Consider the following 26874-nt stretch of genomic DNA (forward strand, 5'->3'; position numbering starts at 1 on the left):
GTTCGTTTCATAGAGCAGTCAGTAATGGGGGGTGACAGGCATGCGGGGTGGACAGAGCACGGAACCGCTGTTCCGCTGCGCGGGCGGAATGCTGCTGCGGGCGCCGCTGCTCGCGCGGAACGCGGTACGCGCGACCTGGTGGGACACCGATAACGGCGGCGCGCTGAGCCCCGAGGTGCTCCGCACCCGCCTGGCCGGGGCGCTCGCCGACGACCGGTTCAGGGAGGCGGTCGAGGTCTCCAGCCCCCCGCTCGCCCGTACCGCCGACGCCGTGCTCTCGGGGCGTGCGGTGGCGGCCTCGGACCTGCGCAAGGCGCTGCGGGCCGTGACGCGCTACCGCCTCAGGGCCGCGTCCCGCCCCACGCCGTTCGGCCTCATGGCGGGCGTCCTGTGGGGCTCCTTCGGCGACACCACCAAGGGCGAACTGACCGGCGAGGGACACAAGTCGGCCCGGCCCGATGCGAGCTGGCTCTCCCGGCGGATCGCCGCGTGGGAGCGCGTCCCCTCGGTGCTCCCCGGGCTGAGCCTCGTGGCGAACGGGCTCTGCTTCGTACGAGGCGAGCGCCTGGTGCTGCCGTTCGCCCCCGACGGCACCCGCCTCCAGTCCGCCGCGCCCTCGGGCGACTCCGCGGCCGACGACGGCCTCCCGAAGACGCGAACCCTCAAGTACACCCCGGTCGTACGCTCCGCGGTCGAGGCAGCCGACCGGCCGCTCCCGTACGGTGAACTCGTCCGGCAGGTCGAAGCGGACTTCCCCGAGGCGCCCGACGGCGCCGTACGCGGCCTCATCACCCAACTCATCGCGGCCGAGGTGCTGCTGACGGATCTACGACCGCCCCAGGACGCCACCGACCCGCTGGCCCACGTCGTACGCCTCCTCCCAACCGGTTCACCCGCCGCGGAGCACATCGCCGCGCTGAGCTCGGCCCCCGCCGAGTACGGCGACACTCGTCTCGGGTCCGGAACCCCCGTCTGGCGCACAGCACTTGGCACGGCCACCTCCATCCCACCGGGAAGCGGAAGCGGCATCGGCAGCGGCATCAGCAACGGCAGCGGCAGCGGCAGCGGCAGCGGCAATGGAAACACCGCCGCATCGCCGACCGCGCCCGCCCACTCCGTCCAGGTCGACCTGCGCCTCGACGGGACCGTCGTCCTGTCGCGGGAAGTGGCGCGCGAGCTCGAACTGGCCGCCGCACTCTGGCGGCTCTCGCCCCCGGGGCCGGGCCGGCTCACCGAGTACCACCAGGAGTTCGTGGAGCGCTACGGACTCGGGCGCTTCGTACCCGTCAAGGGACTCCTCGACCGGCCCGCCCCCCCAGTCCGCTCCCCGTCTCCCCGTCGGAGCCGCACGGCAGCGCCTGCTCCTCGGGATCGCCGCCGAAGCGCAGGCGCGCGGCGCACGCGAGGCGGTCCTCGACGAGGCGTGGCTGAGCAGGTTCAAGGCCGCCGACCGCGACACCGACTCCGACGCCGAGACCGCGGCGCCGCCTCCGCTGGAACTCATCGTGCAGATCGCGGCGGAGTCGGCGACCGCCGTGGACCGGGGCGACTTCACCCTGGTCCTGAACGGCGCGGCGACCGCTTCCGGCGGGCTCATGGGCCCGTTCGCCCACCTGTTGCCGCCCGGACAGGCCGAGGCGATGCGCCGGACCGTACGGGCCGCCCGGGAGGACGGCGAGCGGCTGCCCGTACATGTCCACCACCAGGCGGCGCACCATCGGCACGCCAACGTGGCCCAGGTGCCGACCTGGCTGGACGGCCGGCTCGTCGTCGGGGCCCACCCCGGACCGGCCGCGCCCGGCGTCACGGACCTCACGCTCGACGACGTCCTGGTGTCGGCCGACTCCGAGGGCTTCCGGATCGCCTCGGCCGCGCTGGGCCGCGAGGTGACGCCCGCCGCGCTCCACGTGCTCAACCGCGAGCTGGCCGCGCCCAACGCGGTGCGCTTCCTCATCGAGGCCGCCGCGTTCGGCCGCAGGCAGTGACGCATGTGGGACTGGGGCGCCGCCGACGACCTGCCGTTCCTGCCCGCCGTACGCACCGGCCGCACCGTTCTGAGTCCGGCCCGCTGGCGCCTTGATGCCGCGAGCCCGCCGCTCGACGACTGGCGTGCGCTGTGGGGCGTGCCGGACCACGTCCAGCTCGCCATCGGCGATCACCGCATCCCCCTGAACCTCGCCGTCCCCGCGCATCGGGAGATCCTGCGGCGCGAGTACGAGCGTTCGGGCGTGGCCGTGGTCCACGAGCCGCCCGCCGGGCAGGACGTGGACGGCGGCTGGCTGCACGGTCCGGGCGGGGCCCATGACGTCGAGGCCGTCGTGACACTGACGCCGCGTCGAACCCAGACCCCTGTGCGTCGGCCCGCCAAGGCCGCCACGGTCGCCCGCGCCCCCAGAACGGCCCTGCGCCACGGCACGGGCGAGATTCCGCCCGGAGGCCCCTGGCTGTACGCGACGCTCTACTCCTCCGCCGAGCGCCAGGACGAGCTTCTGACCGGCCCGCTCCGGCGCTTCCTCACCGAACTGCCTTCATCGTCGGATACCCCGGGCGGCGTCGACCGCTGGTTCTTCATCCGGTACGCGGACCCGCACCCCCACCTGCGGCTACGACTCCACGGGGACCCGGACCTGCTCAACGGCCTCCTACTGCCCCGACTGCACGGTCTGGCCGGGGAATTGGCCGGCGCCGGGCTCGCCCGTGGCCTGCGGATCGACAGCTACTCCCCCGAAACGGAACGCTACGGCGGTGCGGCGCTCCTGGACGCGGCCGAGAAGGTGTTCCCCGCGGACAGCCTGCTGGTCCTGGAGCGGCTCGCGGCCCCGGCGGACGACCGCGTCCTGTCGGCGGCGCAGGATGTGGCGCGCCTCGTCCGGTCCTTCCACGACGGCTACGGCGGCGACTGGCGACACTGGCTCACCGCCACGTACCCCAAGCGCGAACAGCATCACAAGGCATTCGCCGCACGGCGCGGCGCCGCACTCGCCCGGATCACCCCTGACGGCGTCCCGGACACATCGAACGCGTCGGAAGCAGCGGACGCAACGGGCGCGATGGATGCAATGGGCGATTCCTACTGGGCGGCCCCGCGGCGGTTCCGGCGTCTCGTACGGGAAGAGGAGGAGCGGGGCACCCTGAGCGTCGCCCCTGACGCGGTGCTCGCCTCCTTGGTCCACATGCACTGCAATCGGCGGCTCGGTACCGATCGCACGGCCGAGGCCCAGGCGCTCGCCGTGGCCCGTGGCGCTGTGCAGGCGCACCTAGACCGGGAAATGGCACGTTCATGAGTGATGACCTCGTCGCGCTCCTCGCGCAGCGGCTCTCCGATCCTGCGGCGCTCGCGGCGCAGGTGACGGCGGACGAGCATCCCGAGCTGGCCGAGACGCGCTCGCTGTGGCACCCGCAGTCCCTCACGGACGGACACGCCGGGGTCGGCCTCCTCTTCGCGGCGCTGGCCCACGGCTCGCCCGAGTACGCATGGACGGCGCACGCCCACCTGACAGCGGCGGTCACCGCAGTCCGCAGGCCCGCGCACGAGGGGCCTGTACCTGGGGCTGCCCGCCGTCGCGTTCGCCGCCCGGACCGCCGTCACCAGGCCGGGCGAGTACGCGGGTCTCCTCGCCAAACTCGACGAGCAGGTCGCTCTGGTCGCCCGGAAGCTGGTCGATCAGGACGCGCCCCGGATCGCGGCCGGGACCGCGGGGGCCCGCATGACCGGCTACGACGTCGTGGCCGGGCTCTCCGGGCTGGGCAGGGTGCTGCTCGCCGCCGGGCCGGAGCATCGGGACACCACGGAGCTGGTCCTCGCCCACCTCGTCGCGCTCACCCGCCCGGGCACCGGCCCCGGCGGACGGAGCGTGCCCGGCTGGTGGACCGCCGACCCGATCCTGCTCAGCGAGCCGGACGGCGTCCCCGGCGGCCACTTCAACGCCGGCCTCGCGCACGGCATCCCCGGGCCGCTCGCCCTGCTCTCCGTGGCCTACGACGCGGGCGTACGGGTCCCCGGCCAGGAGCAGGCCATCCGCCATCCGCGACATCGCCGAGTGGCTGCTCGCCCGCCGCAGCGCGGACGGCACCGGCTGGCCCAACATCGTGTCCCTCGACGCGGAACTGGCGGCGGCCTCCGGCGACCGTCCGGACCTGGCCAGGGTCCGCGCCGGATGGTGCTACGGAACGGCCGGCGTCGCCCGCTCCCTCCAACTGGCCGCCCTCGCCCTGGCGGAGCCCGAATGGAACCGGCAGGCGGTGGCGGCCGTAGCCGCCGCCTGCGATCCGCCGGGCGGGGACCGTGGCTACGACGACGCCACGCTCTGCCACGGTCTGGCGGGACTGACCACCGTGGCAGCCCTGATGGCCCGCGAACCCGGCGGCGAGCAACTGTCCGGCCACCTGGACGAGTTGACCACCGCGCTGATCCGAGCCGCCGGCCCGGAGCACCCCTTCCTGTGGCCGGCGACCGCCCCCGTCGGCCCCGCCACGGTCCACCGCCCCGGCTTCCTCGACGGGGCGGCAGGCGTCGCGCTCGCGCTGCACTTCGCCCTGAACCCGTCCGCCCCCGTCGGGGCACTGCCGTGGGACACGGCTCTACTGCTCCGCTGACACGGCGCGGACCGGCCCCCGGGCGAGGCGCGTCCGGCCAGACAGCGGCCCCCGCCCGGCGCGCGATGGCTTTCCGACTGATCCCCTGATCCCCGCGGCCGCCTGGTGGTTCAGGCCGACGGCCGTTTGGCGCGGGCGGTGAGGCGTTCCCAGTTGCGGTGGCCGATGTCGGCCTTCTGCTCGTCGGTGAAGGGCGAGTTCTCGAGGAAGGAGCGGGCTTCACCGTTGCTGGTGTCGACGTAGGGGAAGCCGCCGGGGCGGAAGCCGTAGGTGAAGGGGTAGTCGGTGGAGTACAGCATCCGGTCGGTGCCTATCACCTCGGCGGTCCAGCGCAGGTAGCGGGGGCTGTTGGTGCCGCTGCCCGCGACCCAGAAGTTCTGCTTGAAGTAGTCCGCCAAGGGCTGCCGCAAGCCGCCCGCCTCGCCGAAGAATCCGGTGTGGTCGAGGTAGAACAGCACGACTTCACCCCAGTGTCCGGCGATCACCTGCAGACCGGGAAAGCGGTCGAAGACACCCGAGAAGATCATGCACAGGTACTGGACGCCGAGGTCGTAGTACCAGCCGAGCCCTGCTCCGGCCAGCACGGGGCCCATGGGCTCCGGGAGGTTGGAGTAATAGGCGTCGATGACGGGCTGGGGCGGTGTCTGCGGGTGGAAGTGCAACGGCACGGCCAGCCGCTCGGCGGTCGCGTACAACTCATCGTTGTCCGGGTGGTCCGCCGGCTTGTCCCCGGTGCGGCCGTACAGCATGGCTCCGGGAAATCCCAGCTCGACCACGGCGCGCTCCAGCTCGGCGGCTGCCGCGGCCGGTGACTGAGTGGGTACCGCGGCGAACGCCTGGAAGCGGTCGGGCCGGGAGGCGACGATCTCGGCGAGCTGGTCATTGACGTCGCGGGCCACCGCGACGGCGTCGGTTTCCGGCAGGTCCTGCACGCCCGGAGACGACAGGGACAGCACCGCGACGTCGATGCCCTGGTCGTCCATGTGCGCCAGTCGCCGCTCGCCGACCTCGCGCAGGTTCTTCGCGATCGGGCTGTCACCGAAGCCGCGCGAGAAGATCTGCGGCGATCCGGCCCGCTGGTACGCCTCGTAGACGGCCGGTACGACCACGGTCTCTTCCACCCCGATGATCCGCAGACGGTCGGACATGACGGCTCCCCCCCCACACTGACGTTTCCAGTGGAACGACATCAACGATACCGCCGATATTATCGATGTCAACACGATCCCGATATCAGCGATAGTCACACTGGATCCCGAGCGGCGTGACCGTTGATGCGTACCTGCCGAACCGCCCCATACGCGGCTCGCCGCGGAGCCCGGCACCACCGCGCGCGAGCGGACGCACCCCGCCGCGCCATCGCCGCCATCGACGCCGCGATCGATCCGCTGCGGCAAGGCTGACGGATATTGCTCCTTTGGAGGGACCGCGTCACCAGCACTGACCTGCGGATTCGAGGAGGCGCCGCTCCCATTCCTGCTAGCCCCTCGCCCGGCGCGGGTAGGGATCGAAGATCGGGACCGGGTCGATCAGTGAGGGCCACAGGTGGAAATGCGGGGTGTGGTCAGGCGCGGCGGGCGCGACGTCCGGCGTCCGACCGACGGGGCGGGGATACGGCAGTGGGCAGCGGCGGGTCTGCTGGCGGCGGCCGGCGTGCTGTACAACGACTGGCTGCTGCAGTGGTGGGTGCCCACCGGGTTGGATTGGCGCGACTCCTATGTCAGCGAGGCCTTCGCCGTCGGCCGGCCGCACCGGATGGTGTTCAACGTGGTCGAGTTGGCCACGGCCGCCATAGTTCTGGCCGCGGCCGGCCTGGCCGCGGCCGCGCCGGGGCGGCGTGGGTGGTCGGCCGCGGGATGGGGGGCGGTGGCCGCGTTCGGGGTCTGCTCGGTGGCGGATGTCGCGCTGCCGATGCGGTGCGCGCCCTCCCAGGAGGCGGGATGCCCGGTCGACAACGTCGCGCACACGCTCACCAGCGGTCTGGTGCACCTGTTCATCTTCGCCTCGATAGCGGCTTTCATCCTCGCCGCCCGTTCGGCCACGGGCAGCGGATCGCGGGCGGGCCGCTGGGCGGTGTGGCTGCTGCCGGTGTCGATGGCCACGGCGATCGCCTCCGCCGGGCCGTATGTGGGCTATCCGGGCGGGCAGGGGATCACCCAGCGGCTGCACCTGGTCACGGTGGGGGTGTGGCTGTGCCTGCTGGCAGCCGACCTGCCGAACAGCCCGGCACAGCCGGCCGACCGCAGCAGCTGCTCCGGCACCGCGAACGCCTGATCGCCGCACGCAGACCACCGGCGTACGCAGACCGCAGGACGCCCGAAACTCTCCCCGCCGCCAAGGCCGAGGTCTACCGACAGCTCGCACCGCGACCGACGTACGGCCGGGAAACGCAAACGGTGCCGGCCGAGATTCGGCCAGCACCGGTGATCTTGCTGATTGTGTCCGAGGGGGGACTTGAACCCCCACGCCCGATAAAGGGCACTAGCACCTCAAGCTAGCGCGTCTGCCATTCCGCCACCCGGACCAGGTGTCGTCGGTGCGGGGCGTTGCCCGCGGCGACATGGACAACAATACCAAGGTTTCGGAGTGCCTTTCACCTGGCTATTCGCTCAAGACATAATCTCCATTTATGGGCAACAGCGGGCAAACTGTACAGATCGGCGGAATGCGCAGGCCGCGGCCGCTCTCGCCGTTGCGGGAGCATCTGCGGGATACGTTCTGGTTCACGCCCGCGGTGGGGCTCGTCGGGGCGATCGCGCTGGCCGCGGTGGTGCTCGCGCTGGACAATCTGCTGATCGAGGTGTTGCAGGACGACGGCGAGTACGGGACCGTCCGCTCGTTGATCAAGATCGCCGAGGACACCAAGACGATCGTCACCACTGTCGGGTCCGCGATGCTCACCTTCATCGGCGTGGTCTTCTCGATCAGCCTGGTCGCGCTGCAGATGGCCAGCGGGCAGTTCTCACCGCGCGTGGTGCGGCTCTACGTGCGCAGCCGGATCACCAAGTGCACGTTCGCGGTGTTCCTGGCCACCTTCCTGTTCGCCCTGCTGGTGCAGACGTCGTACGAAGGCGACGCGGACCCGCGCACGGTGTCGACGGTGCCCGTCATCTCCAGTCTCACCTGTGTGGTTCTGGTGCTGGTGAGTCTGGTGCTGTTCATCGCCTACGTGAACTCGACGATCCGGCTGATGCGGGTCAGCCATGTCGTCGACCGGATCACGCATGAGGCGTTCCGGGTGCTCGACCGGTACGAGTACGGGAGCGGGGACGCGCCCGTCCTGCCGGAGGCGGTGGCCGAGGCCGCGCACCAGGGGCGGGCCGGGGTGCTGCGGGATGTGCATATCGCGCGGCTCGTACGGATCGCCCGACGGAACGACGCGGTGTTGCGGCTCGTACCGCGGATCGGGGACTTCGTGGTGCCGGGGACGCCCGTACTCGCCGTGCACGGCGGCACCGAACCGTCGCGGCGCGCCCTGCGGCACACCATGACCGTCGGCGTCGAGCGCACGTACCACCAGGACCCGGCGTTCGGGCTGCGCCAGCTCTCCGACATCGCGCTGCGCGCCCTGTCCCCCGCCGTGAACGATCCGACGACGGCCGTGCAGTGCCTGGACCGGATCACCCAGTTCCTGGCGGCCGTCGCGGACCGGCCGCTGGGTGTGCTGCACCACCGCGACACGAAAGGCGTGGTGCGGCTGGTGCAGGAGCTGCCGGCGTGGACCGACCTCGTGGATCTCGGGTTCAGCGAGATTCGGGGGTGCGCCGAGGGAAACCCACAGGTCAGCCGGCGGATGATGGCCGCGCTCGACGATCTGTGGTGGCTCGCTGACGAGGAGCGGCGGGTGCCGCTGGCCCGGCACCGTACGCTCCTGGTCCAGGCCGTGGAACGTACGGTCCCGGAGGCCGCCGACCGGGCGTTCGCGCTGCTGCCCGATCGGCAGGGCATCGGCTGAGCGACGCTTCCGCACATCTTCGGAGCACGCTCACGGCCACGCGCTCGCTCCGCCTCGCTTGTTCTTGTCTCAATTTCCTCAGCCCCTCCCCGGCCCTCTGGACAGCGACCGCCGAGAGGGAGTACCAAGTCTCATACAGTATTCGTCGACTGTATGCAATCCACTGCGAACGGGGGCGCCACCCCCTCCCCCCACGTGGCACAGGTGCGACAAGTAAGGAGGCCCGCTGTGGCAAAGCGCGGCACAGCCAGGGCACTTGACGGTGTGCGTGTGCTCGACATGACGCATGTGCAGTCCGGCCCGTCCGCCACTCAGCTCCTCGCCTGGATGGGCGCGGACGTGGTGAAACTCGAAGCTCCCACCGGAGACATCACCCGCGGCCAGCTCCGCGATCTCCCCGACGTGGACTCGCTCTACTTCACCATGCTCAACTGCAACAAACGCAGCATCACCCTCAACACCAAGACCACGCGCGGCAAGGAGATCCTCACCGAGCTGATCCGCCGCTCGGACGTGATGGTGGAGAACTTCGGGCCCGGCGCGGTGGACCGGATGGGTTTCGCGTGGGAGCGGATCCAGGAGATCAACCCCCGGATCGTCTACGCCTCCATCAAGGGCTTCGGGGACGGCCCGTACACCGAGTTCAAGGCGTACGAGGTGGTCGCGCAGGCCATGGGCGGGTCGATGGCCACGACGGGCTTCGCGGACGGGCCGCCGATGGCGACCGGCGCGCAGATCGGCGACTCCGGCACCGGCGTGCACGCGGTCGCCGGCATCCTCGCCGCCCTTTACCAGCGCGAGCACACCGGGCGCGGGCAGCGCGTCAACGTCGCCATGCAGCACGCCGTCCTCAACCTCTGCCGGGTGAAGATCCGCGACCAACAGCGTCTCGCGAACGGACCGTTGGCCGAGTACCCGTCCGCCGATTGCCCGAGCGGGGGCTTCGGCGACGAGGTGCCGCGTTCGGGCAACGCGAGCGGCGGCGGCCAGCCCGGATGGGCGGTCAAGTGCGCGCCCGGCGGCCCCAACGACTACGTCTACGTCATCGTCCAGCCCGCCGGCTGGCAGCCCATCACCGAGCTGCTCGGCCGCCCGGAGCTGGCGTCGGACCCGGAATGGGCGACGCCCGAGGCCCGACTGCCCAAACTCGGCAAGGTGTTCCAGCTGATCGAGGAATGGACGAGCACGCTGCCCAAGTGGAAAGTGCTGGAACGGCTCACCGCGCACGGCATTCCCTGCGGCCCCGTCCTCTCCACCAAGGAGATCCTCGCGGACGCCTCGCTCGCCGCCGACGGAATGGTCGTCGAGGTCGAGCACCCCGAGCGCGGGACGTTCACCACCGTCGGGTCGCCCATCAAGCTCTCCGACTCCCCCACCGACATCGACCGCCCGCCGCTGCTCGGTGAGCACAACTCGGAGATATACGCCGGGGAGCTGGGCCTCGACGAGAAGGAACTTCGGCAACTCGCAATGGAAGGGGTGATTTGATGAAAGGTCATGTCAAGGCGGTTGTACGGACCGTGCGTGCGATGCGAGCCGCATGTGCCCGGACGGTGGGCCACTTGGTGATGTAGCGCGTCCCCGAGCTCGCGAAGAGACCGGAACAGGGGGAACTGATCGGGTTCTTTCGAAGCAAGGGGACAACAGCATGAGCACAGCGGAACGACGGAACGACGGACGGCAGGACATGGGCCGGCAGGACGCCGGAGCACCTGCTTTCCGGGAGATCACGGACAGCAAAGGGCGCGTCTATCGCGTCGGCGAGACCGACCTCGACATCCTCGGACACAAACGCCGCCTGATGGTGATACTGCCGTGGGTCGCGATGATGGGCATCAGCGTCTTCGAGTACGCCTACGGGTCCGCCGAGAGCACGCTCCACAAGGCGCACGGCTGGACGAACACCAACACCTTCTGGATCCTCAGCGTCTGGGTCTTCTTCCAGGCCGGCATCGCCTTCCCCGCCGGCCGGCTGCGGGAGAAGGGGCTGCTGTCGGCGCGTGCGGCGATGTTCCTGGGAGCCGCGCTGGCCTGCGTAGGATTCCTGTCGATCTCGCATCTGCACAACGTCGTCGAGGCGATCGTCGGCTTCGGGGTCATCGGCGGTACCGGCGCCGGAATGGTCTACGCGACCTGCATCAACATGGTCGGCAAGTGGTACCCGGAGCGCCGCGGCGGCAAGACCGGATTCGTCAACGGCGGGTTCGCGTACGGCGCGCTGCCGTTCATCTTCATCTTCAACTACACCTTCGACGCCGGTGATTACCGGGAGGTGCTGGACCTGGTCGGACTGTACGTGCTGCTCGTGGTGGGCTGCTGCGCCTTCTTCTTCAAGGACCCGCCCAAGAACTGGTGGCCCGCGCATATCGACCCGCTGAGCCCGCGCACTGCCGGCAAGAACGCCGGCAGCCTCTCCAAGAATCCCCCGGCGGCCCGTCAGTACGGTCCTATGGAGGCCATCCGTACCGGAATGCTGCCGCTGATGTGGTTCTGCCTCGTCATCATCGCAGGGGTGTCGATCTTCGGCATCTCCTTCCAGGTGCCCTTCGCCAAGGAGGTCGGATTCGGCCCGCTGGTCGCGGCCATGTCCATGGGCGTCATGTCGGTGATCAACGGAACGGGGCGGGGCGCCGTCGGCTGGATATCGGACCGGTGGGGACGGAAGCCGACGCTGGTGGTCGTGCTCGTGATCGAGGGATTGGCACAGTTCGGAGTGTTGTGGGCCGGCGACGCCCGCAACCAATTCATGTTCCTGGTCTTCGCCGTCATCTCCGGATTCGGCGGCGGCGCCTTCTTCCCGCTGTTCGCCGCACTGGTCCCCGACTATTTCGGCGAAAACCACAACGCGTCCAATTACGGGCTGGTCTACAGCGCGAAACTGGTCAGCGGCCTGTTCGGCGGCGGACTGGGCGCGATGGTGGTCTCGGCCTGGGGCTTCTCCGGGGCGTACGTCCTGGCCGGCGGCATCTCGCTGGTCGCGGCGGGGTGCTCCATGCTGCTGCGGCCGCCGGGTCAGCCCCGGCTGCCCCGGCGGGCCAAGGTCAAGACGAGCCCGCTGCCGGTTCACCGCGAGGCGATCTAGGCGATCCACACGGTTCGGCGGGCCCGCGGCCGATCGGCGGCGCTCGCGCGTACGGCCCGGAGGCACGGATGCCTCCGGGCCGTACGGCCGTACGGTCCCGCGTCGGTACGGCCGTACGTACGCGCGTACCGACGCGGGGAGCGGCGCGGGCCCCGGGCGGGGCTCAGGCCGGAGCTCGCGTCAGGAAGGGATCGAGGTGTCGCGCTGGTGGTAAGAGAGACGGGTGTGCTCGGTGTGGGTGCGCATGATCTCGGTCGCCTTCTGCTCGTCGCGGGCGGTGATCGCGGCGATCAGTTCGCGGTGCTCGATCCACGACTGCTTGCCGCGCTGCCGCGCGATCGGCGTGTAGTACCAGCGGACGCGGCGGCCGACCTGCTCGGCCAGCTCGGTCAGCACGGCATTGCCCGCCAGTTCCATGACCTTGGCGTGGAACTCGGCGTTGGCCGCGACGGCCGCCTCCACGTCGTCCTCGCGCACCGCTCCCTCGCCCTGCGCGCACAGCGTCTCCAGCTCCGAGATGCCGGCCGAGGTGGCGTTCGCCGCGGCGAGCCTGGCGGCTTCGGCCTCCAGCAGCGTACGGACGGAGAGCAGCTGGTCGGCCTCTTCCTCGGTGGGCTCGTGGACGAACGCGCCCTGCGCCGGGCGCAGGTCGATCCAGCCCTCGGTGTTGAGCCGCTGGAGCGCCTCGCGCACGGGCTGTCGGGAGACGCCGAGGTGGCCGGCGAGCTCGCTCTCCACCAGGTGCTGACCGGGCTGTAGGGCGCGCGTGGTGATCAGGTCGAGCAACGCCTCATACACTCGCTCGCGCAGTGGTCCGGGGCGTTCGAGTTTCGGTACCGATCCCTGTGGCAGTCCGGCGGACAGCATCGGGCCCCTCCGTTGGTTTCTGTCTACGGTCTACGGCGAACTTTAGACGGCTGACCGGCACGCCTCGCAAGAAAGTTCGAGCATGCTCCGCGCACCACCCAACTCCTGTGGAATACTGTAGACAATATTCCGCTGTATGAAGAGTGAATCCGCGTTTTCGACGCTTTCCCACGCCATTCGCGTGGCGCGGACCGCGCGTCCGCTCTTCCTATACGTACAGGACAATGGACCAGCCGAGGGCCACCTCGGACGGTACACGCTGGATCGGACGGACGGGACTGATCGACATGGGACGGGTCACCGCGCGACGCCGCGTCATCCGCATTCGCGACGGAGCCGTGAGCGCGCGTCCGGACACGCTCGTCATGGAGGAGCCACTGGAGATCCGGCTGAACGGAAAACCGCTGGCCATCACGATGCGCACGCCCGGCGACGACTTCGCGCTGGCGGCGGGCTTCCTGGTGAGCGAGGGCGTTCTCGGCAGCGCGGACGAACTGGCGAACATCGTCTACTGCGCGGGGGCGACCGAGGACGGGTCCAACACGTACAACGTGGTGGACGTGCGGCTCGCGCCCGGCGTCCCGGTCCCCGACATCACCCTGGAACGCAACGTCTACACCACCTCGTCGTGCGGCCTGTGCGGCAAGGCGAGCCTGGACGCCGTACGGACCACGACGCGCTGGGAGATCGCCGACGCGCTGCCGGTCCGCATCACCCCCGAACTGCTCGCCGCCCTGCCCGACCGGCTGCGCGCCTCGCAGCGCGTGTTCGACCGGACCGGGGGGCTGCACGCCGCGGCGCTCTTCACCCCCGACGGCGAACTCATCGACGTACGCGAGGACGTGGGCCGCCACAACGCCGTCGACAAGCTCGTCGGCCGCGCCCTTCAGCAGGGGCGGCTGCCGCTTTCCGACGCGATCCTGCTGGTGTCCGGGCGGGCCTCCTTCGAGCTGGCGCAGAAGGCGGTGATGGCCGGCATCCCCATGCTCGCGGCCGTCTCCGCCCCCTCTTCTCTCGCCGTCGACCTCGCCGTGGAGACGGGGCTGACCCTGGTCGGCTTCCTCCGCGGCTCCTCCATGAACGTGTACGCGGGCGACCACCGGATCGCGCTGCACGCGGAGGCCGGGAGGGACTGACCTCAAGCGGCAGGGCCGACCGCGCGTCCGCCCTGCCGCGCCCCCTGTTCCCCCTATTCCCTATCTCTCCATCCCCTGCTATTCCTCGGCAGCGTCCGCCTCGGCTTCGACCACGCGGGCGAGCAGCGCCAGGAGCAGTTCGCGCTCGGTGACCGAGAGCGGGGCGAGGAGCGCCTCGTTGGCCTCGTCGCCCAGCCGGGCGAGCCGTATCAGGCGGCGGCGACCCGCCGGGGTGATGGCGATGGCGTTCTTGCGGCGGTCCTTCGGGTCCGGTGCGCGGGTGATGAGCCCCGCGGCCTCCAGGTCGTTGAGGAATCCGACCATGTCCTTGGGGTCGAAGCCCGTCGAGCGCCCCAGTTCCGCCTGGGCCACCGGCCCCAGGTCGGCGACGGCGGAGAGCACGGCGTGGTGCGGCATGCGCAGTCCGTCCTGCGCGAGGGCCTCGCTCACCAGCCGTCGGCCGCGGGCGGCGGCGCGGTTGAGGAGCCAGCTGGGCAGGGCTTGGATCCGCGCGAGGGCGGGTGGGTTCTCGGTCATGGGAAAACTCTATCGAAAAAACATTGGGCTTCCCAATGAAATCGTGTATCGTTGGGACTCCCAACGACAGCGGGAGGTAAGCGTGCGACGCGTCCGGTATCACGAGAACGGCGACCCCGAGGTCCTGCGCGTCGAGGAGGCCCCGGCGCCCGGCCCCGGCCCCGGTGAGCTGCTGCTGCGCACGGAGGCGATCGGCGTCACCCTGCCCGTCGTGCGGAAGGTCCGCGAGGGCGGGCAGCCGCTGCCCGCGAGCCTCGGCGGCGAGGTGGCCGGAGAGATCGTCGCGCTCGGCCCGGACGTCACCGGATTCTCCCTGGGCGACCGCGTCACCGGCCTCTGCTTCGGCGACGGCTACGCGGACCGGGCGCTGCTCAGTGCTGCCATGGCGTCGCACATACCCGACGGCGCGAGTGCGGCCGAGGCCGTCGCGCTCGTACGGTCCGGGCTGGTCGCCTTCGGCGCGTACGAGGCCGCACGGCCCTCGGCGGGCGAGTCGGTGCTGGTCACCGGAGCGGCGAGCGGGGTGGGGCACCTCGCCGTGCAGCTCGCCAAAGCGCGAGGCGCGGGCCGTGTCGTGGCCGCCGCGAGTTCACCGGAGAAGGCGGTGTTCCTGAAGGGACTGGGGGCTGACGAAGTGGTGGCGTATGGGGACGAGCCCTGGGGCGATCCGGTGGACATCGTGCTGGACGCGGTCGGCGGGGAGCTGCTCCCCCGCGCCGTCGCCGCCCTCGCGCCGGGTGGCCGGCTGGTGGCGTTCAGCTCGGGAGGTGGGGCCATCCAGGCGTACGACCTCCTCGTGGGGGCTAAATCCGCGATCGGCTTCCAGCTCGGGCTGATAGCCCGTGAGCGGCCGCGGCTGTACGAGCGGTGGCGCGCGGAGCTGTGGCGGCTCTTCGCCGAGGGGGTCCTGCGGCCGGCGATCCACGCCGAACTGCCCCTGGTGCAGGCTGCGGCGGCCCACGCGATCATCGAGACGCGCGCCAATCTCGGCAAGGTGATCCTGCATACCGGGTGACTCCCGGCCAGGTGACGCGCGGTTCTTGTGGGTGTGAAGGGGCGGTGATTACGTTCTGCGCACCGCACATGGGACATGGGACGTTGGACCTCCAGCTGTCGTGAAGGGCGCACCATGGATTCGAATCTTCGTGCACTGCACCGACATGTCGTCAGCAGACGCCTCATCAGCGGACACACCGTCAGGCGGTGGCTGCGGCGGGCCATGACCCTGGCCTCGGGGGCGCTGCTCGCTCTGCTACCCCTCCCCGCTCCCGCCTCGGGCGCCGCCCCTTCGGCGGCGCCCGCCGACTTCGACCAGCGCGTCCTGTTCAAGGCGTCGCAGGAGCGCGGCTACGCGTGCTTCCGCATTCCCGCCATCGTCCGCTCGGCCCACGGCACCCTGCTCGCCTTCGCCGAGGGCCGGAAGCACAACTGCGGCGACGCGACCGACATCGATCTCGTCCTCAAGCGCTCCACCGACGGCGGCCGCACCTGGGGCCGGCTCCAGGTGGTCGACCGGGGCAAGGGCGACACGCACGGCAACCCCGCGCCGGTCGTCGACCGCGACAGCGGCCGCATCGTGCTGGCCACCACCCACAACAAGGGTCGCTCCGACGCGAAGAGCTGCGACGTGCCCTGCGACCGGACGCCCCATATGCAGTACAGCGACGACGACGGCGCGAGCTGGTCGCCGTCGCGGAACGTCAGCCGCGAGCTGCGGCCGCGCGGCTGGAACTCCTGGTACGCGACCGGCCCCGTGCACGGCATCCAGCTCGCCCACGGGCGGCACCGCGGCCGTCTGGTCTTCTCCGTCAACGCCGAGAGCTGGAACGGCCGCCGGGTGACCGCCAACCACGCGGCGCTCATGCACAGCGACGACGGCGGGCGGCACTGGCACATCGGCGCGGTCGACAGCTGGCCCATCTCCCCCGGCGGCACCTTCCGCCAGAAGCCCTCCGAGATGACGCTCGCCGAGCGGAGCGACGGCGCGATCTATGTGAACGGTCGCGAGCAGGACGGCGTCGACCTCGGCAACCGCGACTACGCCGTCAGCCGCGACGGCGGCGACAGCTTCGCCGCGCCGTTCCGCACCATCCCGGATCTCTATACGCCCATGGTGCAGGGCTCCGTCATCCAGCGGCGGCCGGGCCGCTGGCTCCTGTCCCTGCCGGCCGACCCGGACCGCCGACGGACGATGATGATCCGCTCCTCCTACGACGAGGGGCGGACCTGGGAGAGCGCGGACCGCGGCAAGGCCGTCACCAGCGACTGGTCGGGCTACTCGGACATGGTGACGATCGACCGCCGACGGACCGGGCTGCTCTACGAGGGCGGTGCGCATGAGGCGCGGGAGGAGATCCGGTTCGCGCGCTTCACGGAGCGCTGGCTCGGTCCGCGCCGGGCGGCGGGCCCCAGGACGCGGGACCGCGCGGCGGGAGCGCGGGCCGCTTCCGTGCTCGGCGGTGCGCGGCCGACGGACGGCAGGTTCGGGCGCGGGCTCGCCTTCGACGGGAAGGACGACGCCGTCCGCCTGCCCTACCGCGGCGCGCTGCCGCTCGGGTCCCGCGACTTCACCGCGGCGCTGTGGTTCCGCTACGGCGCGGCCGGCGGCGAGCAGCCGCTTCTGTGGATGGGCGGGGTGGGCGACAGGTCCCCGCAGGTGGCGTTATGGGCGGAGCCGGCGGGAGGGCGAATAAGCGGGCGGATCACGGTGTTATCGGGCGCGGCGCCGGCCAGGACGGCCGTCGTCAGCAGCCAGGGGGCGTACAACGACGGCCAGTGGCACCATCTGGCGCTGCGGCGCGGTGACGGGCAGCTCGTGCTGACCGTCGACGGCGTGGCGAGCAGCGTGCCCGATGTGCCGGGCTCGGTGAGCCGCACCTCGCCGTTCGGGGTGCACCTGGGGCAGAAGGCCGACAGCCGCGCGTATCTGACGGGGGATCTGGACGAGGCGCGGGTATACGGGCGGGCGCTGTCCGACGCGGAGCTGGACCGCACCCGGACGGACAACGCCCCGGTCGACGGTGGGGCGACGGTGGTATGGCTGCCGTTGGACCGCGTGGGGAGGTGGTGAGACGGGCCGGGGGGCGCTCCCCCGACGAGGCCGACCCTTCGGTTTGTCGGGGCGATCAGGTGTGGGTGGTGTCGCGGTGGCGGGGGAGGGTGAGGACCATCAGGAGCACGCTGCACAGCAGGACGAGCGAGCCGACGCCGAAGGCCAGGCCGTAGCCGTCGGCCATGGCGCTCCTGCCGCCGCCGGAGCCGATGCGGGAGGCGGCGACGGTGGAGAGGATCGACAGGCCGAGAGCGCCGCCCATCTGGCGGGAGGTGTTGATCAGGCCGGAGACGAGCCCCTGGTCGGAGGGTTCGGCGCCGGAGGTGCCGAGCGAGGCGACGGGGGTGGCGGTCAGGCCCGCGCCGAGGGCCATGAGGATGCCGGGCCCGAGGATGTCGGTGAGGTAGGCGCCGTCGGCGCTCATGCCGCTCTGCCAGATCATGCCGGCCGCGGATATCAGCGCTCCGGCGATGGCGAGGTTCTTGGCGCCGATGCGGTGCATGAGGCGGGGGGCGATCTTCGAGCCGAGGACGATGCTCAGGGAGTGCGGGATGAAGGAGAGTCCGGCTTGCAGGGGGGTGTAGCCGAGGACGTTCTGCATGTAGAGGGAGAGGAAGTACCACATGGAGAACATGGCGGCGCCGGCCAGGACCATCGCCGCGTTCGCCGACGAGACCGAGCGGATGCGGAAGAGCTTCAGCGGCATCAGGGGCGCGCTGGTGCGGGCCTCGACCGCCACGAAGGCCGCAAGGACGACCAGTCCGGCGGCCATCGGCAGCAGGGCGACCGGGGCGGTCCAGCCCTGCGACTCGGTCTGCACGATGCCGTACGCGACCAGGGCGAGGCCGGCGGTCACCAGGAGCGCGCCCGGTGCGTCCAGCCGCCGACGTGCCTCGCTCCGGCGGCTCTCCGTCAGCCACAGCGCGGCGCCGGCCAGGACGAGGGCGCCGACGGGCACGTTGATCAGCAGCACCCAGCGCCAGGAGAGGTACTCCGTGAGCACCCCGCCGACGAGGCCGCCCACCGCGCCGCCGCCCGCGCCGACGGCGGTCCAGGTGGCTATCGCGCGGGTGCGGGCGGGCCCCACCGGAAAGGAGGTGGTGAGGATGGTGAGGGAGGCCGGGGACAGCACGGCCGCGCCGACGCCCTGCACCGTGCGTGCGGCGACCAGTTGCCATGCCTCCTGGGCGAGACCGCCCGCCAGGCTCGCGACCGTGAAGAGCACGAGCCCGACCACGAAGATCCGCTTGCGGCCGAAGATGTCGGCTGCCCTGCCGCCGAGCAGCATGAAGCCCGCGAAGGTGATCACATAGGCGTTGACCACCCACTGCAGCCCCAGTTCGCTCAGCCCGAGCCCGCCGCGCATCGCGGGCAGCGCCACGTTGACGACGGAGACGTCCAGCACGACGAGGAACTGCCCGGCGCAGACCAGCAGTGTCACCAGCCAGGCAGGAGAGTTCCTCTGGCGTATGTGGTCAGGCAGCTCTGTGGACGCGGTAGTTGAGGGCATAGAACTCATGCTCCCATTCGCCTCACGGATCTCGCATCGGCGTACAGGCGCACATGCCCTGGCATGCGCGCCCCCGGCGGGCAGCAGGGGGAGCGCGACCCCGCGGCCAGCTCCCCCGCTGTGCCTCGGTGACGGCGGTGCGTTGGTGACGGCAATGCGTGGGAGACGGCAATGCGTGGGTGACGGCGGTGCTTCGGTGACAGCGGCGCCGGGAGTGCCTGGTTCTGCTGGGTTCCGCAGTGGGGGTAGCGCAGAGGCAGGCCCGACGTGGGGCTGAGCCGAGGCGCGCGCCTAGCGCTTCTCGGCGCTGTCCCCGGTGCGTACGCCGAAGACCTGTCGCAGGCCGGTTGTGCCCTCGTCCGTGAGGTGCACGACTCGGGGGCTCGGGCCGTGGCGGAGCCAGTCGAGTTCGAAGAGGCGCTGGGCGAGGGCGGCGCCCAGGGCGCCGGAGAGGTGGTGGCGCTGTTCGCTCCAGTCGACGCAGTAGCGGATGGCGGGGCGGCGGGAGGGGAGCTGGTCCATGTCGACGCCGAAGGAGGCGAGTTCGCGATGGCCGGCCTCGGTGAGCTGGTAGTCGATGTCGCGGCCGTAGGCGGAGAGCCGGTCGCGCACGGCCTGTTCGGGGCGGTGGACGCCGTCGTGGCCGGTGAGCAGGGAGCGGTCGATGAGGGCGCTCATCAGCGCTACGCCCAGCCGCCCGGCCAGATGGTCGTAGCAGGTGCGGGCGCGGCGGAGGGCGTTGGCGCGGCTGCCCTCGCGGAGTGAGGTGACGGGCAGCGGGGGCGCGATGAGGGCGAGGGATTCGATGGCGGCGCAGATCTCGGGGCCGCTGAGGCGGTAGTAGCGGTGGCGGCCGTTCTTCTCGACGTCGACCATGCCCGCTTCCACGAGCTTGGCCAGGTGGGCGCTCGCCGTCGGGGCCGAGACGCCCGCCTCGGCGGCCAGCAGCGAGGCCGGCAGCGCCCGCATGTCGGAGAGCGCCTTCAGGATGCGGGCGCGGGACGGGTCGGCGAACAGGGCCGCGGCGCGCGCGATGTCCGAGTCCCAGCTCTGCTGCGTGGTCATGGTTCAAGGGTACGGCGGCCATACTTCGTCGGGCGGCGAAGTAATACGGTCCGAGACTTTCACCATGTCCACCGCCAAGCCTTTCAAGCCCCTCGCCGATATCGCCGGCCGGTCGGGCCGTGTGGCCCGGCCCTCGATGCCGTTGCCGCCGCTCGTGGCGCTCAGCCTCGGTTACTTCATGGTCATGCTGGACGTCACGGTGGTGACCGTCGCCGTGCCCGGCATCCGTACGTCCTTGCACGCGAGCGCCGCCGGGCTGCAGTGGATCGTCGACGGCTACAGCGCCGTCTTCGCGGCGCTACTGCTGCTCGGGGGCGGGCTGGGCGACCGGCTCGGGCACCGCCGGGTCTTCCTCGCCGGGCTCGGTGCGTTCACGCTCGCCTCGATCGGCTGCGGGCTCGCGCCGACGACGGGCGCGCTCATCGCGGCCCGTCTCCTCCAGGGGGTGGGCGCGGCGCTCCTGGTGCCGTGCTCGCTGGCGCTCGTGGGCGACGCCTACCCCGAACGGGCGGTGCGGGCGAGGGCGTTCGGGGCCTGGGCCGCCGTGTCCGGGATCGGCTTCGCGTCCGGCCCGGTGCTGGGCGGGCTGATGCTCGCGGGGCTGGACTGGCGCGCGGTGTTCTGGCTCAACCTGCCGGTCGGCGCCCTCGCCATACTCCTGACCCTGCGGTACGTACCGGGGCCCGCGCGCGAAGGGCGCGCCGCCTCCGCCCCTCGCCGGGTACGCGCCCGGTTCGATCCCGCCGGGCAGACGCTGGCCGTGCTGGGGCTCGCGGCGCTGGCGACCGCGCTCAACGAAGCGAGCGGGGAGGGGTGGGCCTCGCCGCTCGTGCTCGGCGCGTTCGGCGTCGCGGCGCCGGCGCTGGGCGCCTTCGTCGTCGTGGAGCGGCGCTTGGAGGCCGCCCTCACGGTCGGCGACGGGCGTCAGGCCGTCGCCGCGCCCCGGCTTCCGCTGCTGCCCCCGTCCCTGTTCCGGCGGAGCGGCGTGGCGGCCACCGCCGTGATCGGGGTGCTGCTCAACCTCGGCTTCTACGGGCTGCTCTACCTCGCCGCCCTCTACTTCCAGCAGGAACGCGGTTACGGCCCCCTCGCCACCGGTCTCGCCATCCTGCCCGCCGCCGCCATGGTGTTCGTCTCCGCGCCGCTGTCCGGGCGGCTGACCGCGCGCTTCGGTCCGTACCGGCCGATGGCCTGGGGGATGCTGCTGGGCGCGGTCGGGTTTCTCGGGTGGCTGGCGGCGGGGCCCGGCACTGCTTACGCGTGGCTGCTGTTCCCGCTCGTCGCGACGGGGCTAGGCCCTGTCGTCAAAATCCCGCCTGCTCCGCGACGCCTGGCACGCACTCTCGCCGCGTTGTCGGGATCATCCCGGTACGCCCAGTACAGGGATGGCCCTCCGCCTTGCGAGAGCACGCACCAGACTCCCCCAGCTACCGCTGGGAGGTGCCCCCTGCGGAGCCCGCCCTCCGGGCGAACGACGGGATTTTGACGACAGGGCCTAGGGGTGCCGATGACCGTCCCCGCGGCCACTGCCGCGATCATGGAGTCCGCCCCGGCGGGCGGCTCGGGCATGGCCTCCGCCGTCTTCAACGTGGCCCGCCAGGTGGGCAACGCCCTCGGCGTGGCGCTCTTCGGCACCCTCGCCGCGACCGGCGGCAGCCTCGTCGCCGGGGTCCATCTGTCGGCGGTGATCGCCTCCGGCGCGTTCGCGCTCGGCGCGCTCCTCGCCTGGCGTACGGGCCGACGGGCCGCCCCCTCCCCCGTCGCGCACCTGGACACCGCGCCCCCGAACTACGCCGCGGCGTCCGCCCGTTCACCGGAGGGCTCCGCCGCCGGCGTTGCCTCCGGATCCGTCTCCGACGGAGAAGCCGACGCGTCCGCCTGGCGTGCGTAGCGCTTGGCCAGTACCGCGCAGACCATCAGCTGCATCTGGTGGAAGAGCATCAGCGGCAGCACCGCCAGGCTGGCCTGGGCGCCGAAGAGCACGGTGGCCATGGGCAGCCCGGCGGCGAGGCTCTTCTTCGAGCCCGAGAAGGTGATCGCGATCCGGTCCTCCCGGTTGAAGCCCAGCTTGCGCGCCCCGAACGTGGTCAGGGTGAGCATCACGGCCAGCACCAGGGCCTCCGCCACCAGCAGGCCGAGCAGCCGCCACACCGTCACCTGGTGCCAGATGCCGCGCACCATGCCCTCGCTGAAGGCCGCGTAGACGACGAGGAGTATCGAGCCGCGGTCGACGTAGCCGAGCACCTTCTTGTGCCGTACGAGGAAGCCCGCGACCCAGCGGCGCAGCAGCTGCCCGGCGGCGAACGGGGCCAGGAGCTGGAGCAGGATGGAGACCAGCGAGTCCAGCGAGAGGCCGCCGCCGCTGTTGCCGAGGACCAGGGCGGCGAGCAGCGGGGTGATGACGATGCCGATGATGCTGGAGAAGGAGCCCGCGCAGACCGCCGCCGCCACGTTGCCGCGCGCGATGGAGGTGAAGGCTATGGAGGACTGGATCGTGGACGGCACCAGGCACAGGAAGAGCAGTCCGGTGTGGAGCTGCGGGCTGAGCAGGTACGGGACCAGGCCGCGGGTGGCCAGTCCCAGCAGCGGGAAGATGGCGAACGTGCAGGCCAGTACGGTGAGGTGGAGCCGCCAGTGGCGCATCCCATCCATGGCCTCGCGGGTGGACAGCCGCGCTCCGTAGAGGAAGAACAGGAGCGCCACCGCTCCCGTGGACGCCCCGTCGGCGACCGGCGCGGCCGCGCCGCGCGCGGGCAGTACCGCGGCGAGGGCCACCGTGCCGAGCAGCGCGCATATGTAGGGGTCCACCGGGAGTCTGGACAGGAAAGCTGGGCGACGCATGGTCTCTCTTCGCTCGGCGGCCGGCTGCTCCGCTTCGGGAGGACCGACCGAAACGGTGTCTGCTTGTCCCACGAGTTAACTGGCGTTACATGGATTGACTGGCGTTGCACGGTGCCCTCTCCAGCCTGCCCCTGTCCGGACGTATCGGGAACCCCTCTGACCGTGCTGACTGTCATCACACATCGCGATAACAGCCCCGTACGCGGCTAGCCTGGGCGGCATGTTCGAACCGGCGCACCTCCGTACCTTCCTCACGGTCGCGCAGACCCTCAGTTTCACGCAGGCCGCGCAGCGCCTCGGGGTGCGCCAGTCGACCGTGAGCCAGCAGGTGCGCAAGCTGGAGGGGCAAGCCGGCCGGCAGCTCTTCGTCCGGGACACGCACAGCGTGCAGCTCACGGAGGACGGCGAGGCCATGCTGGGTTTCGCCCGGACGATCCTGGCGGCCAACGAGCGGGCCGCCACCTGGTTCGCGGGCACCCGCCTGCACGGACGGCTGCGGTTCGGGGCCTCCGAGGACTTCGTGCTGACCCGGCTGCCCGAGATCCTGGACGCCTTCCGCCGCGACCACCCGGAGGTCGAGGTGGAGCTGACCGTGGAGCTGTCCGAGACGCTGCACGAACTGCTGGCCGCCGGCCGCCTCGACCTGGTGCTGGCCAAGCGCCACCCGGAGGAGCAGCGCGGCCACGCCGGGGTGCGGGAGGAGCTGGTGTGGCGCGACAGGCTCGTCTGGATCGGCAGCGCGCGGCTGCGGATCGATCCGCACCGGCCGCTGCCGCTGGTCCTCTACCCCGCGCCGGGCGTCACCCGCGCCCGGGCGCTGGAGGTGCTGGAGCGGCACGGCCGCTCCTGGCGCGTCGCGTGTACGAGCCGCAGCCTGAACGGGCTGATCGCGGCGGCGCGGGCGGGGCTGGGCGTGATGGCGCACACGCGGGGCATGATTCCGCCGGGGCTGCTCGGCGTGCCGGCCCGTGCGGGCCTGCCCGACCTCGGCGGCATCGACGTCGTGCTGCTGCACGCGGCCCGCGCGGGCTCGGCGCGGGGGCCCGCGGAGGCGCTCGCGGAGACGATTCTGGCGGGCGGCGACCGGCTCCAGGGGGCGCCCCGTATTGGTCCGGTCCTGGGGTAACGGCCCAGTGCCCGCGTCGGGGGGATTCGGTGCAGATGCGCGCCGGGCCGCGTCATCGAGCCGCCGAGAAGGTGTTCTGGAGCCGTGCGGGATCGGATACGGTCGCGACACCATGTGGATACGGAGTGTCACAAGGAGCGGGTAGTTGCGTGAGTTCACCGTCCCCCCGATGGCGACGGAGCCCCACGTCGGAGGGCTGGCGGACGTCGTGTTCGACCACGCCTCGGAGGACCCGGACCGGGCAGCTCTCAGCCGCAGGGCGGACGGCGACTGGCGGGACGTGAGCGCGGCGCTGTTCCGCGACGAGGTGCTCGCGCTGGCCAAGGGGCTGCTCGCCCAGGGCGTGCGGTTCGGCGACCGAGTGGCCCTCATGTCCCGCACCCGCTACGAGTGGACGCTCTTCGACTTCGCCCTGTGGACCATCGGCGCCCAGCCGGTCCCGCTCTACCCCACGGCCTCCGCCGAGCAGGTCTTCTGGACGCTCTACGACGCGGGCGTGTGCGCCTGCGTCGTAGAGCACGAGGACCACGCGATGACCGTCGGGTCCGTCATCGACCGGCTGCCGCGGCTGGCCCGACTGTGGCAGCTGGACGCGGGCGCGCTGGCGGAGCTGTACGCGGCCGGGGCGCACATCGAGGACGAGGTGGTGCACCGGCACCGGCTGGCGCTCACCCCCGACTCCCCCGCGACCGTCATCTACACCTCGGGCACCACCGGCCGGCCCAAGGGCTGCGTCATCACGCACGCCAATTTCATGGCCGAGACCGACAACATCGTCCAGCGGTACGAGAGCGCCTTCCGCTCCCACCCCGGCGACGAGGCGTCGACGCTGCTGTTTCTGCCGCTCGCGCACGTCTTCGGGCGGATGGTGCAGATCGCGGCGGTGCGCGGCCGGATCAAGCTGGCCCACCAGCCGCAGCTCGCGGCCCCGGTGCTGCTCGCGGACCTCCAGTCCTTCCGGCCGACGTTCGTCCTGGCCGTTCCGTACATCTTCGAGAAGGTCTTCGGCGCGGCCCGGCGCGCGGCCGAGACGGAGGGGAAGGCGGGCCCCTTCGACAAGGCCGTGGACGTGGCGGTGCGGTACGCGGAGGCGGTGGAGCGCAAGGCGTTCGGCACGGGGCACGGCCCGAGCGCGGCGCTGCGGGTGCGCCACCAGTTCTTCGACAAGGTCGTCTACGCCAGGGTGCGCGAGGCGCTGGGCGGCCGGATGCGGCACGCGATGTCGGGCGGCTCGGCGATGGAGCGGCGGCTCGGGCTGTTCTTCGCGGGCGCGGGCGTGACCATCTTCGAGGGGTACGGGCTCACCGAGTCGACGGCCGCGGCCACCGCCAATCCGCCCGAGCAGACCCGCTTCGGCACGGTGGGGCGGCCGGTGCCCGGCACCAGCGTGCGCATCGCGGACGACGGTGAGGTCTGGCTGCGCGGCGGCCAGGTCTTCGCCGGCTATCTGGGGGACGCGAAGGCGACCGAGGCGGTGCTCCGGGACGGCTGGCTGGCCACCGGCGACCTCGGGGCCCTCGACGAGGACGGGTATCTGACCATCACGGGCCGCAAGAAGGAGATCCTGGTGACCTCGGGCGGCAAGAGCGTGTCGCCGGTGGCCCTGGAGGCGCGGGTCCGGGCCCATCCGCTGGTCGCCCAGTGCATCGTCGTCGGCGACGACCGCCCGTATGTGGCGGCGCTGATCACCCTTGACGCGGAGGCCGTCGCGCACTGGCTGATGATGCGCGGCAAGCCGGTGCCGGCCGCCGCCGCGCTCGTACGGGACCCGGATCTGGAGACGGAGGTCCGGCGGGCGGTGGTGGCCGCGAACACGCTCGTCTCGCACGCCGAGTCGATCCGTACGTTCCGGATACTGGCCGCGCCGTTCAGCGAGGAGGACGGGCTGCTGACGCCGTCGCTCAAGCTCAAGCGCAAGGCGATCGAGAGCGCGTACGCGGCGGAGGTCGACGCGCTGTACCGCGGGTAACGGCGGGCGCGCGGCGCCGCGCGGAGCGGCGGGCGCGCGGTGCAGCGCGCAGAGGTCGATGGGCTGTACCGCGCATACTCGCCCCGCGGTGCCGGGCATACGTTGCAGTGCGCATGACATCCGATCGACTGAGCGGGAATGCGCCAAACTGGCTGATAGTTCACCATGAAGTATCAGCATTCCGACGATTAAGGATCGATCTGCCGTGAGCAAGATCCCCTCCATCACCCTCAACAACGGCGTCGAAATGCCACAGCTCGGCTTCGGTGTGTGGCAGGTCGCCGACGACGAGGCGTTCACCGCGGTGGGCCACGCCCTGGAGGCCGGCTACCGCAGCATCGACACCGCCGCCGCGTACGAGAACGAGGAAGGCACCGGCAAGGCGCTGGCGGCCTCCGGCATCGACCGTGCCGAACTGTTCGTCACGACGAAGCTGTGGAACTCCGATCAGGGGTACGACTCCACGCTGCGCGCGTTCGACGCGTCGCTGTCCAAGCTCGGCCTGGACTACGTCGACCTGTACCTCATCCACTGGCCGATCTGGTGGCGCGGCGAGACCGTGAACACCTACCGGGCCTTCGAGAAGATCCTCGCCGACGGCCGGGCCAAGGCGATCGGCGTCTCCAACTTCCAGCCGCACCACCTGGAGCAGCTCGCCGCCGAGACGTCCGTCGTGCCGGCGGTGGACCAGATCGAGCTGCACCCGCAGTTCGCCCAGGCCGAGGCGCGCGCCTACCACGCCCAGCACAACATCGCCACCGAGGCGTGGTCCCCGCTGGGCCAGGGCAAGGACCTGCTGGACGACCCGAAGATCGCCGCCATCGCGCGGAAGCACGGCGTCACCCCGGCGCAGACGGTGCTGCGCTGGCACATCCAGCTCGGCAACATCGTCATCCCCAAGTCCGTGACCCCGTCCCGGATCAAGGAGAACATCGACGTCTTCGGCTTCGAGCTGGACGACGAGGACCTGGCGTCGATCGCGACGCTGGACTCCGGCAACCGGCTGGGCCCGGACCCGGAGTCCTTCGACCTCTGACGGTCCTCCGACGCTTCGTCCACTTCGCGTAGAGAAGCGGCCGCAGGGCCTCGGCGATGCGGTCGCGTTCGGAGTCGGAGGCCCGCATGTCAGGGAGTTCAC

Annotated in this window: 20 protein-coding genes, 1 tRNA gene and 2 pseudogenes; 16 read left to right on the top strand and 7 right to left on the bottom strand. The window is 71.5% G+C overall.

Features of this window, described 5'->3' with window-relative positions; translation table 11 throughout:
* Positions 1-88: 88 nt before the first annotated feature.
* The 4 genes and pseudogenes from AB0I49_RS29680 to AB0I49_RS29695 form a co-directional block, all read left to right on the top strand.
* A pseudogene (locus AB0I49_RS29680) lies at positions 89-2144 on the top strand (lantibiotic dehydratase family protein); the annotation flags it as partial.
* Positions 2145-2351: 207 nt separating this feature from the next.
* On the top strand, positions 2352-3284 hold the full coding sequence (locus AB0I49_RS29685; RefSeq protein ID WP_363230218.1) for a thiopeptide-type bacteriocin biosynthesis protein: 933 nt from the start codon (positions 2352-2354) through the stop codon (positions 3282-3284).
* Between the two features lie 267 nt (positions 3285-3551).
* Positions 3552-3950 (top strand): annotated as a pseudogene (locus tag AB0I49_RS29690) (lanthionine synthetase LanC family protein); the annotation flags it as partial.
* 94 nt (positions 3951-4044) lie between these two features.
* Positions 4045-4596 (top strand): lanthionine synthetase LanC family protein, encoded by a 552-nt coding sequence (locus AB0I49_RS29695; protein WP_363230219.1) that lies wholly within the window; start codon positions 4045-4047, stop codon positions 4594-4596.
* A 110-nt stretch (positions 4597-4706) separates the two neighbouring features.
* On the opposite strand, the gene AB0I49_RS29700 is transcribed toward AB0I49_RS29695, so the two are convergent.
* Positions 4707-5744: an amidohydrolase family protein gene (locus tag AB0I49_RS29700; protein WP_363230199.1), complete on the bottom strand. Its 1038-nt coding sequence runs from the start codon at positions 5742-5744 to the stop codon at positions 4707-4709.
* Positions 5745-6147: 403 nt separating this feature from the next.
* On the opposite strand from AB0I49_RS29700, the gene AB0I49_RS29705 reads away from it, so the two are divergent.
* Positions 6148-6870 carry a DUF998 domain-containing protein gene (locus AB0I49_RS29705; protein WP_363230200.1) on the top strand — a complete coding sequence of 241 codons (723 nt, stop codon included), beginning with the start codon at positions 6148-6150 and terminating at the stop codon, positions 6868-6870.
* 165 nt (positions 6871-7035) lie between these two features.
* Here the strand turns inward: AB0I49_RS29705 and AB0I49_RS29710 are convergent.
* Positions 7036-7120: transfer RNA gene (locus AB0I49_RS29710), tRNA-Leu, on the bottom strand.
* Positions 7121-7261: 141 nt separating this feature from the next.
* Here AB0I49_RS29710 and AB0I49_RS29715 point away from each other — a divergent pair.
* The 3 genes from AB0I49_RS29715 (at position 7262) to AB0I49_RS29725 (ending at position 11633) form a co-directional block, all read left to right on the top strand.
* Positions 7262-8551: a DUF2254 domain-containing protein gene (locus AB0I49_RS29715; RefSeq protein WP_363230201.1), complete on the top strand. Its 1290-nt coding sequence runs from the start codon at positions 7262-7264 to the stop codon at positions 8549-8551.
* Between the two features lie 228 nt (positions 8552-8779).
* Complete coding sequence (gene frc / locus AB0I49_RS29720; protein WP_363230202.1) at positions 8780-10039, top strand: formyl-CoA transferase; 1260 nt, start codon at positions 8780-8782, stop codon at positions 10037-10039.
* A 199-nt stretch (positions 10040-10238) separates the two neighbouring features.
* Complete coding sequence (locus AB0I49_RS29725) at positions 10239-11633, top strand: OFA family MFS transporter (protein ID WP_363230220.1); 1395 nt, start codon at positions 10239-10241, stop codon at positions 11631-11633.
* A 180-nt stretch (positions 11634-11813) separates the two neighbouring features.
* Here AB0I49_RS29725 and AB0I49_RS29730 read toward each other — a convergent pair whose 3' ends face one another.
* Positions 11814-12500: a GntR family transcriptional regulator gene (locus AB0I49_RS29730; RefSeq protein ID WP_363230203.1), complete on the bottom strand. Its 687-nt coding sequence runs from the start codon at positions 12498-12500 to the stop codon at positions 11814-11816.
* A 287-nt stretch (positions 12501-12787) separates the two neighbouring features.
* Here AB0I49_RS29730 and fdhD point away from each other — a divergent pair, with 287 nt between their 5' ends.
* The gene (gene fdhD, locus AB0I49_RS29735) at positions 12788-13636 is read left to right on the top strand and encodes a formate dehydrogenase accessory sulfurtransferase FdhD (RefSeq protein ID WP_363230204.1); all 849 of its coding nucleotides are present in this window, start codon (positions 12788-12790) and stop codon (positions 13634-13636) included.
* A 78-nt stretch (positions 13637-13714) separates the two neighbouring features.
* On the opposite strand, the gene AB0I49_RS29740 is transcribed toward fdhD, so the two are convergent.
* Entirely contained in the window at positions 13715-14173 is a 459-nt protein-coding gene (locus AB0I49_RS29740) for a MarR family winged helix-turn-helix transcriptional regulator (protein WP_363230205.1), read from the bottom strand.
* A gap of 82 nt (positions 14174-14255) precedes the next feature.
* On the opposite strand from AB0I49_RS29740, the gene AB0I49_RS29745 reads away from it, so the two are divergent.
* Together AB0I49_RS29745 and AB0I49_RS29750 are read left to right on the top strand one after the other, a co-directional pair.
* Positions 14256-15188 carry a zinc-binding dehydrogenase gene (locus AB0I49_RS29745; RefSeq protein ID WP_363230206.1) on the top strand — a complete coding sequence of 311 codons (933 nt, stop codon included), beginning with the start codon at positions 14256-14258 and terminating at the stop codon, positions 15186-15188.
* Between the two features lie 204 nt (positions 15189-15392).
* Positions 15393-17243 carry a sialidase family protein gene (locus AB0I49_RS29750; RefSeq protein ID WP_363230221.1) on the top strand — a complete coding sequence of 617 codons (1851 nt, stop codon included), beginning with the start codon at positions 15393-15395 and terminating at the stop codon, positions 17241-17243.
* A gap of 55 nt (positions 17244-17298) precedes the next feature.
* On the opposite strand, the gene AB0I49_RS29755 is transcribed toward AB0I49_RS29750, so the two are convergent.
* Positions 17299-18735 carry an MFS transporter gene (locus tag AB0I49_RS29755; RefSeq protein WP_363230207.1) on the bottom strand — a complete coding sequence of 479 codons (1437 nt, stop codon included), beginning with the start codon at positions 18733-18735 and terminating at the stop codon, positions 17299-17301.
* 291 nt (positions 18736-19026) lie between these two features.
* Positions 19027-19800, bottom strand: coding sequence for a winged helix-turn-helix domain-containing protein (locus tag AB0I49_RS29760; RefSeq protein ID WP_363230208.1), 774 nt, complete (start codon positions 19798-19800; stop codon positions 19027-19029).
* A gap of 64 nt (positions 19801-19864) precedes the next feature.
* On the opposite strand from AB0I49_RS29760, the gene AB0I49_RS29765 reads away from it, so the two are divergent.
* Entirely contained in the window at positions 19865-21286 is a 1422-nt protein-coding gene (locus AB0I49_RS29765; RefSeq protein ID WP_363230209.1) for an MFS transporter, read from the top strand.
* 21 nt (positions 21287-21307) lie between these two features.
* Positions 21308-21691: a hypothetical protein gene (locus tag AB0I49_RS29770; RefSeq protein WP_363230210.1), complete on the top strand. Its 384-nt coding sequence runs from the start codon at positions 21308-21310 to the stop codon at positions 21689-21691.
* On the opposite strand, the gene AB0I49_RS29775 is transcribed toward AB0I49_RS29770, so the two are convergent.
* A complete protein-coding gene (locus tag AB0I49_RS29775) occupies positions 21589-22641 on the bottom strand; it encodes a bile acid:sodium symporter family protein (RefSeq protein WP_363230211.1) in 1053 nt (350 codons plus the stop codon). The two genes, AB0I49_RS29770 and AB0I49_RS29775, sit on opposite strands and share 103 nt — an antisense overlap.
* 220 nt (positions 22642-22861) lie before the next feature.
* On the opposite strand from AB0I49_RS29775, the gene AB0I49_RS29780 reads away from it, so the two are divergent.
* From AB0I49_RS29780 to AB0I49_RS29790, 3 genes are all read left to right on the top strand, one after another.
* Positions 22862-23767, top strand: a complete 906-nt coding sequence (locus tag AB0I49_RS29780) for a LysR substrate-binding domain-containing protein (RefSeq protein ID WP_363230212.1) — start codon at positions 22862-22864, stop codon at positions 23765-23767.
* A gap of 145 nt (positions 23768-23912) precedes the next feature.
* Positions 23913-25736 (top strand): AMP-dependent synthetase/ligase, encoded by a 1824-nt coding sequence (locus AB0I49_RS29785; RefSeq protein WP_363230213.1) that lies wholly within the window; start codon positions 23913-23915, stop codon positions 25734-25736.
* A 205-nt stretch (positions 25737-25941) separates the two neighbouring features.
* Complete coding sequence (locus AB0I49_RS29790; RefSeq protein ID WP_363230214.1) at positions 25942-26772, top strand: aldo/keto reductase; 831 nt, start codon at positions 25942-25944, stop codon at positions 26770-26772.
* Positions 26773-26874 lie beyond the last annotated feature (102 nt).

The organism is Streptomyces sp. NPDC050617, from assembly GCF_040654795.1.
GTDB lineage: Bacteria > Actinomycetota > Actinomycetes > Streptomycetales > Streptomycetaceae > Streptomyces.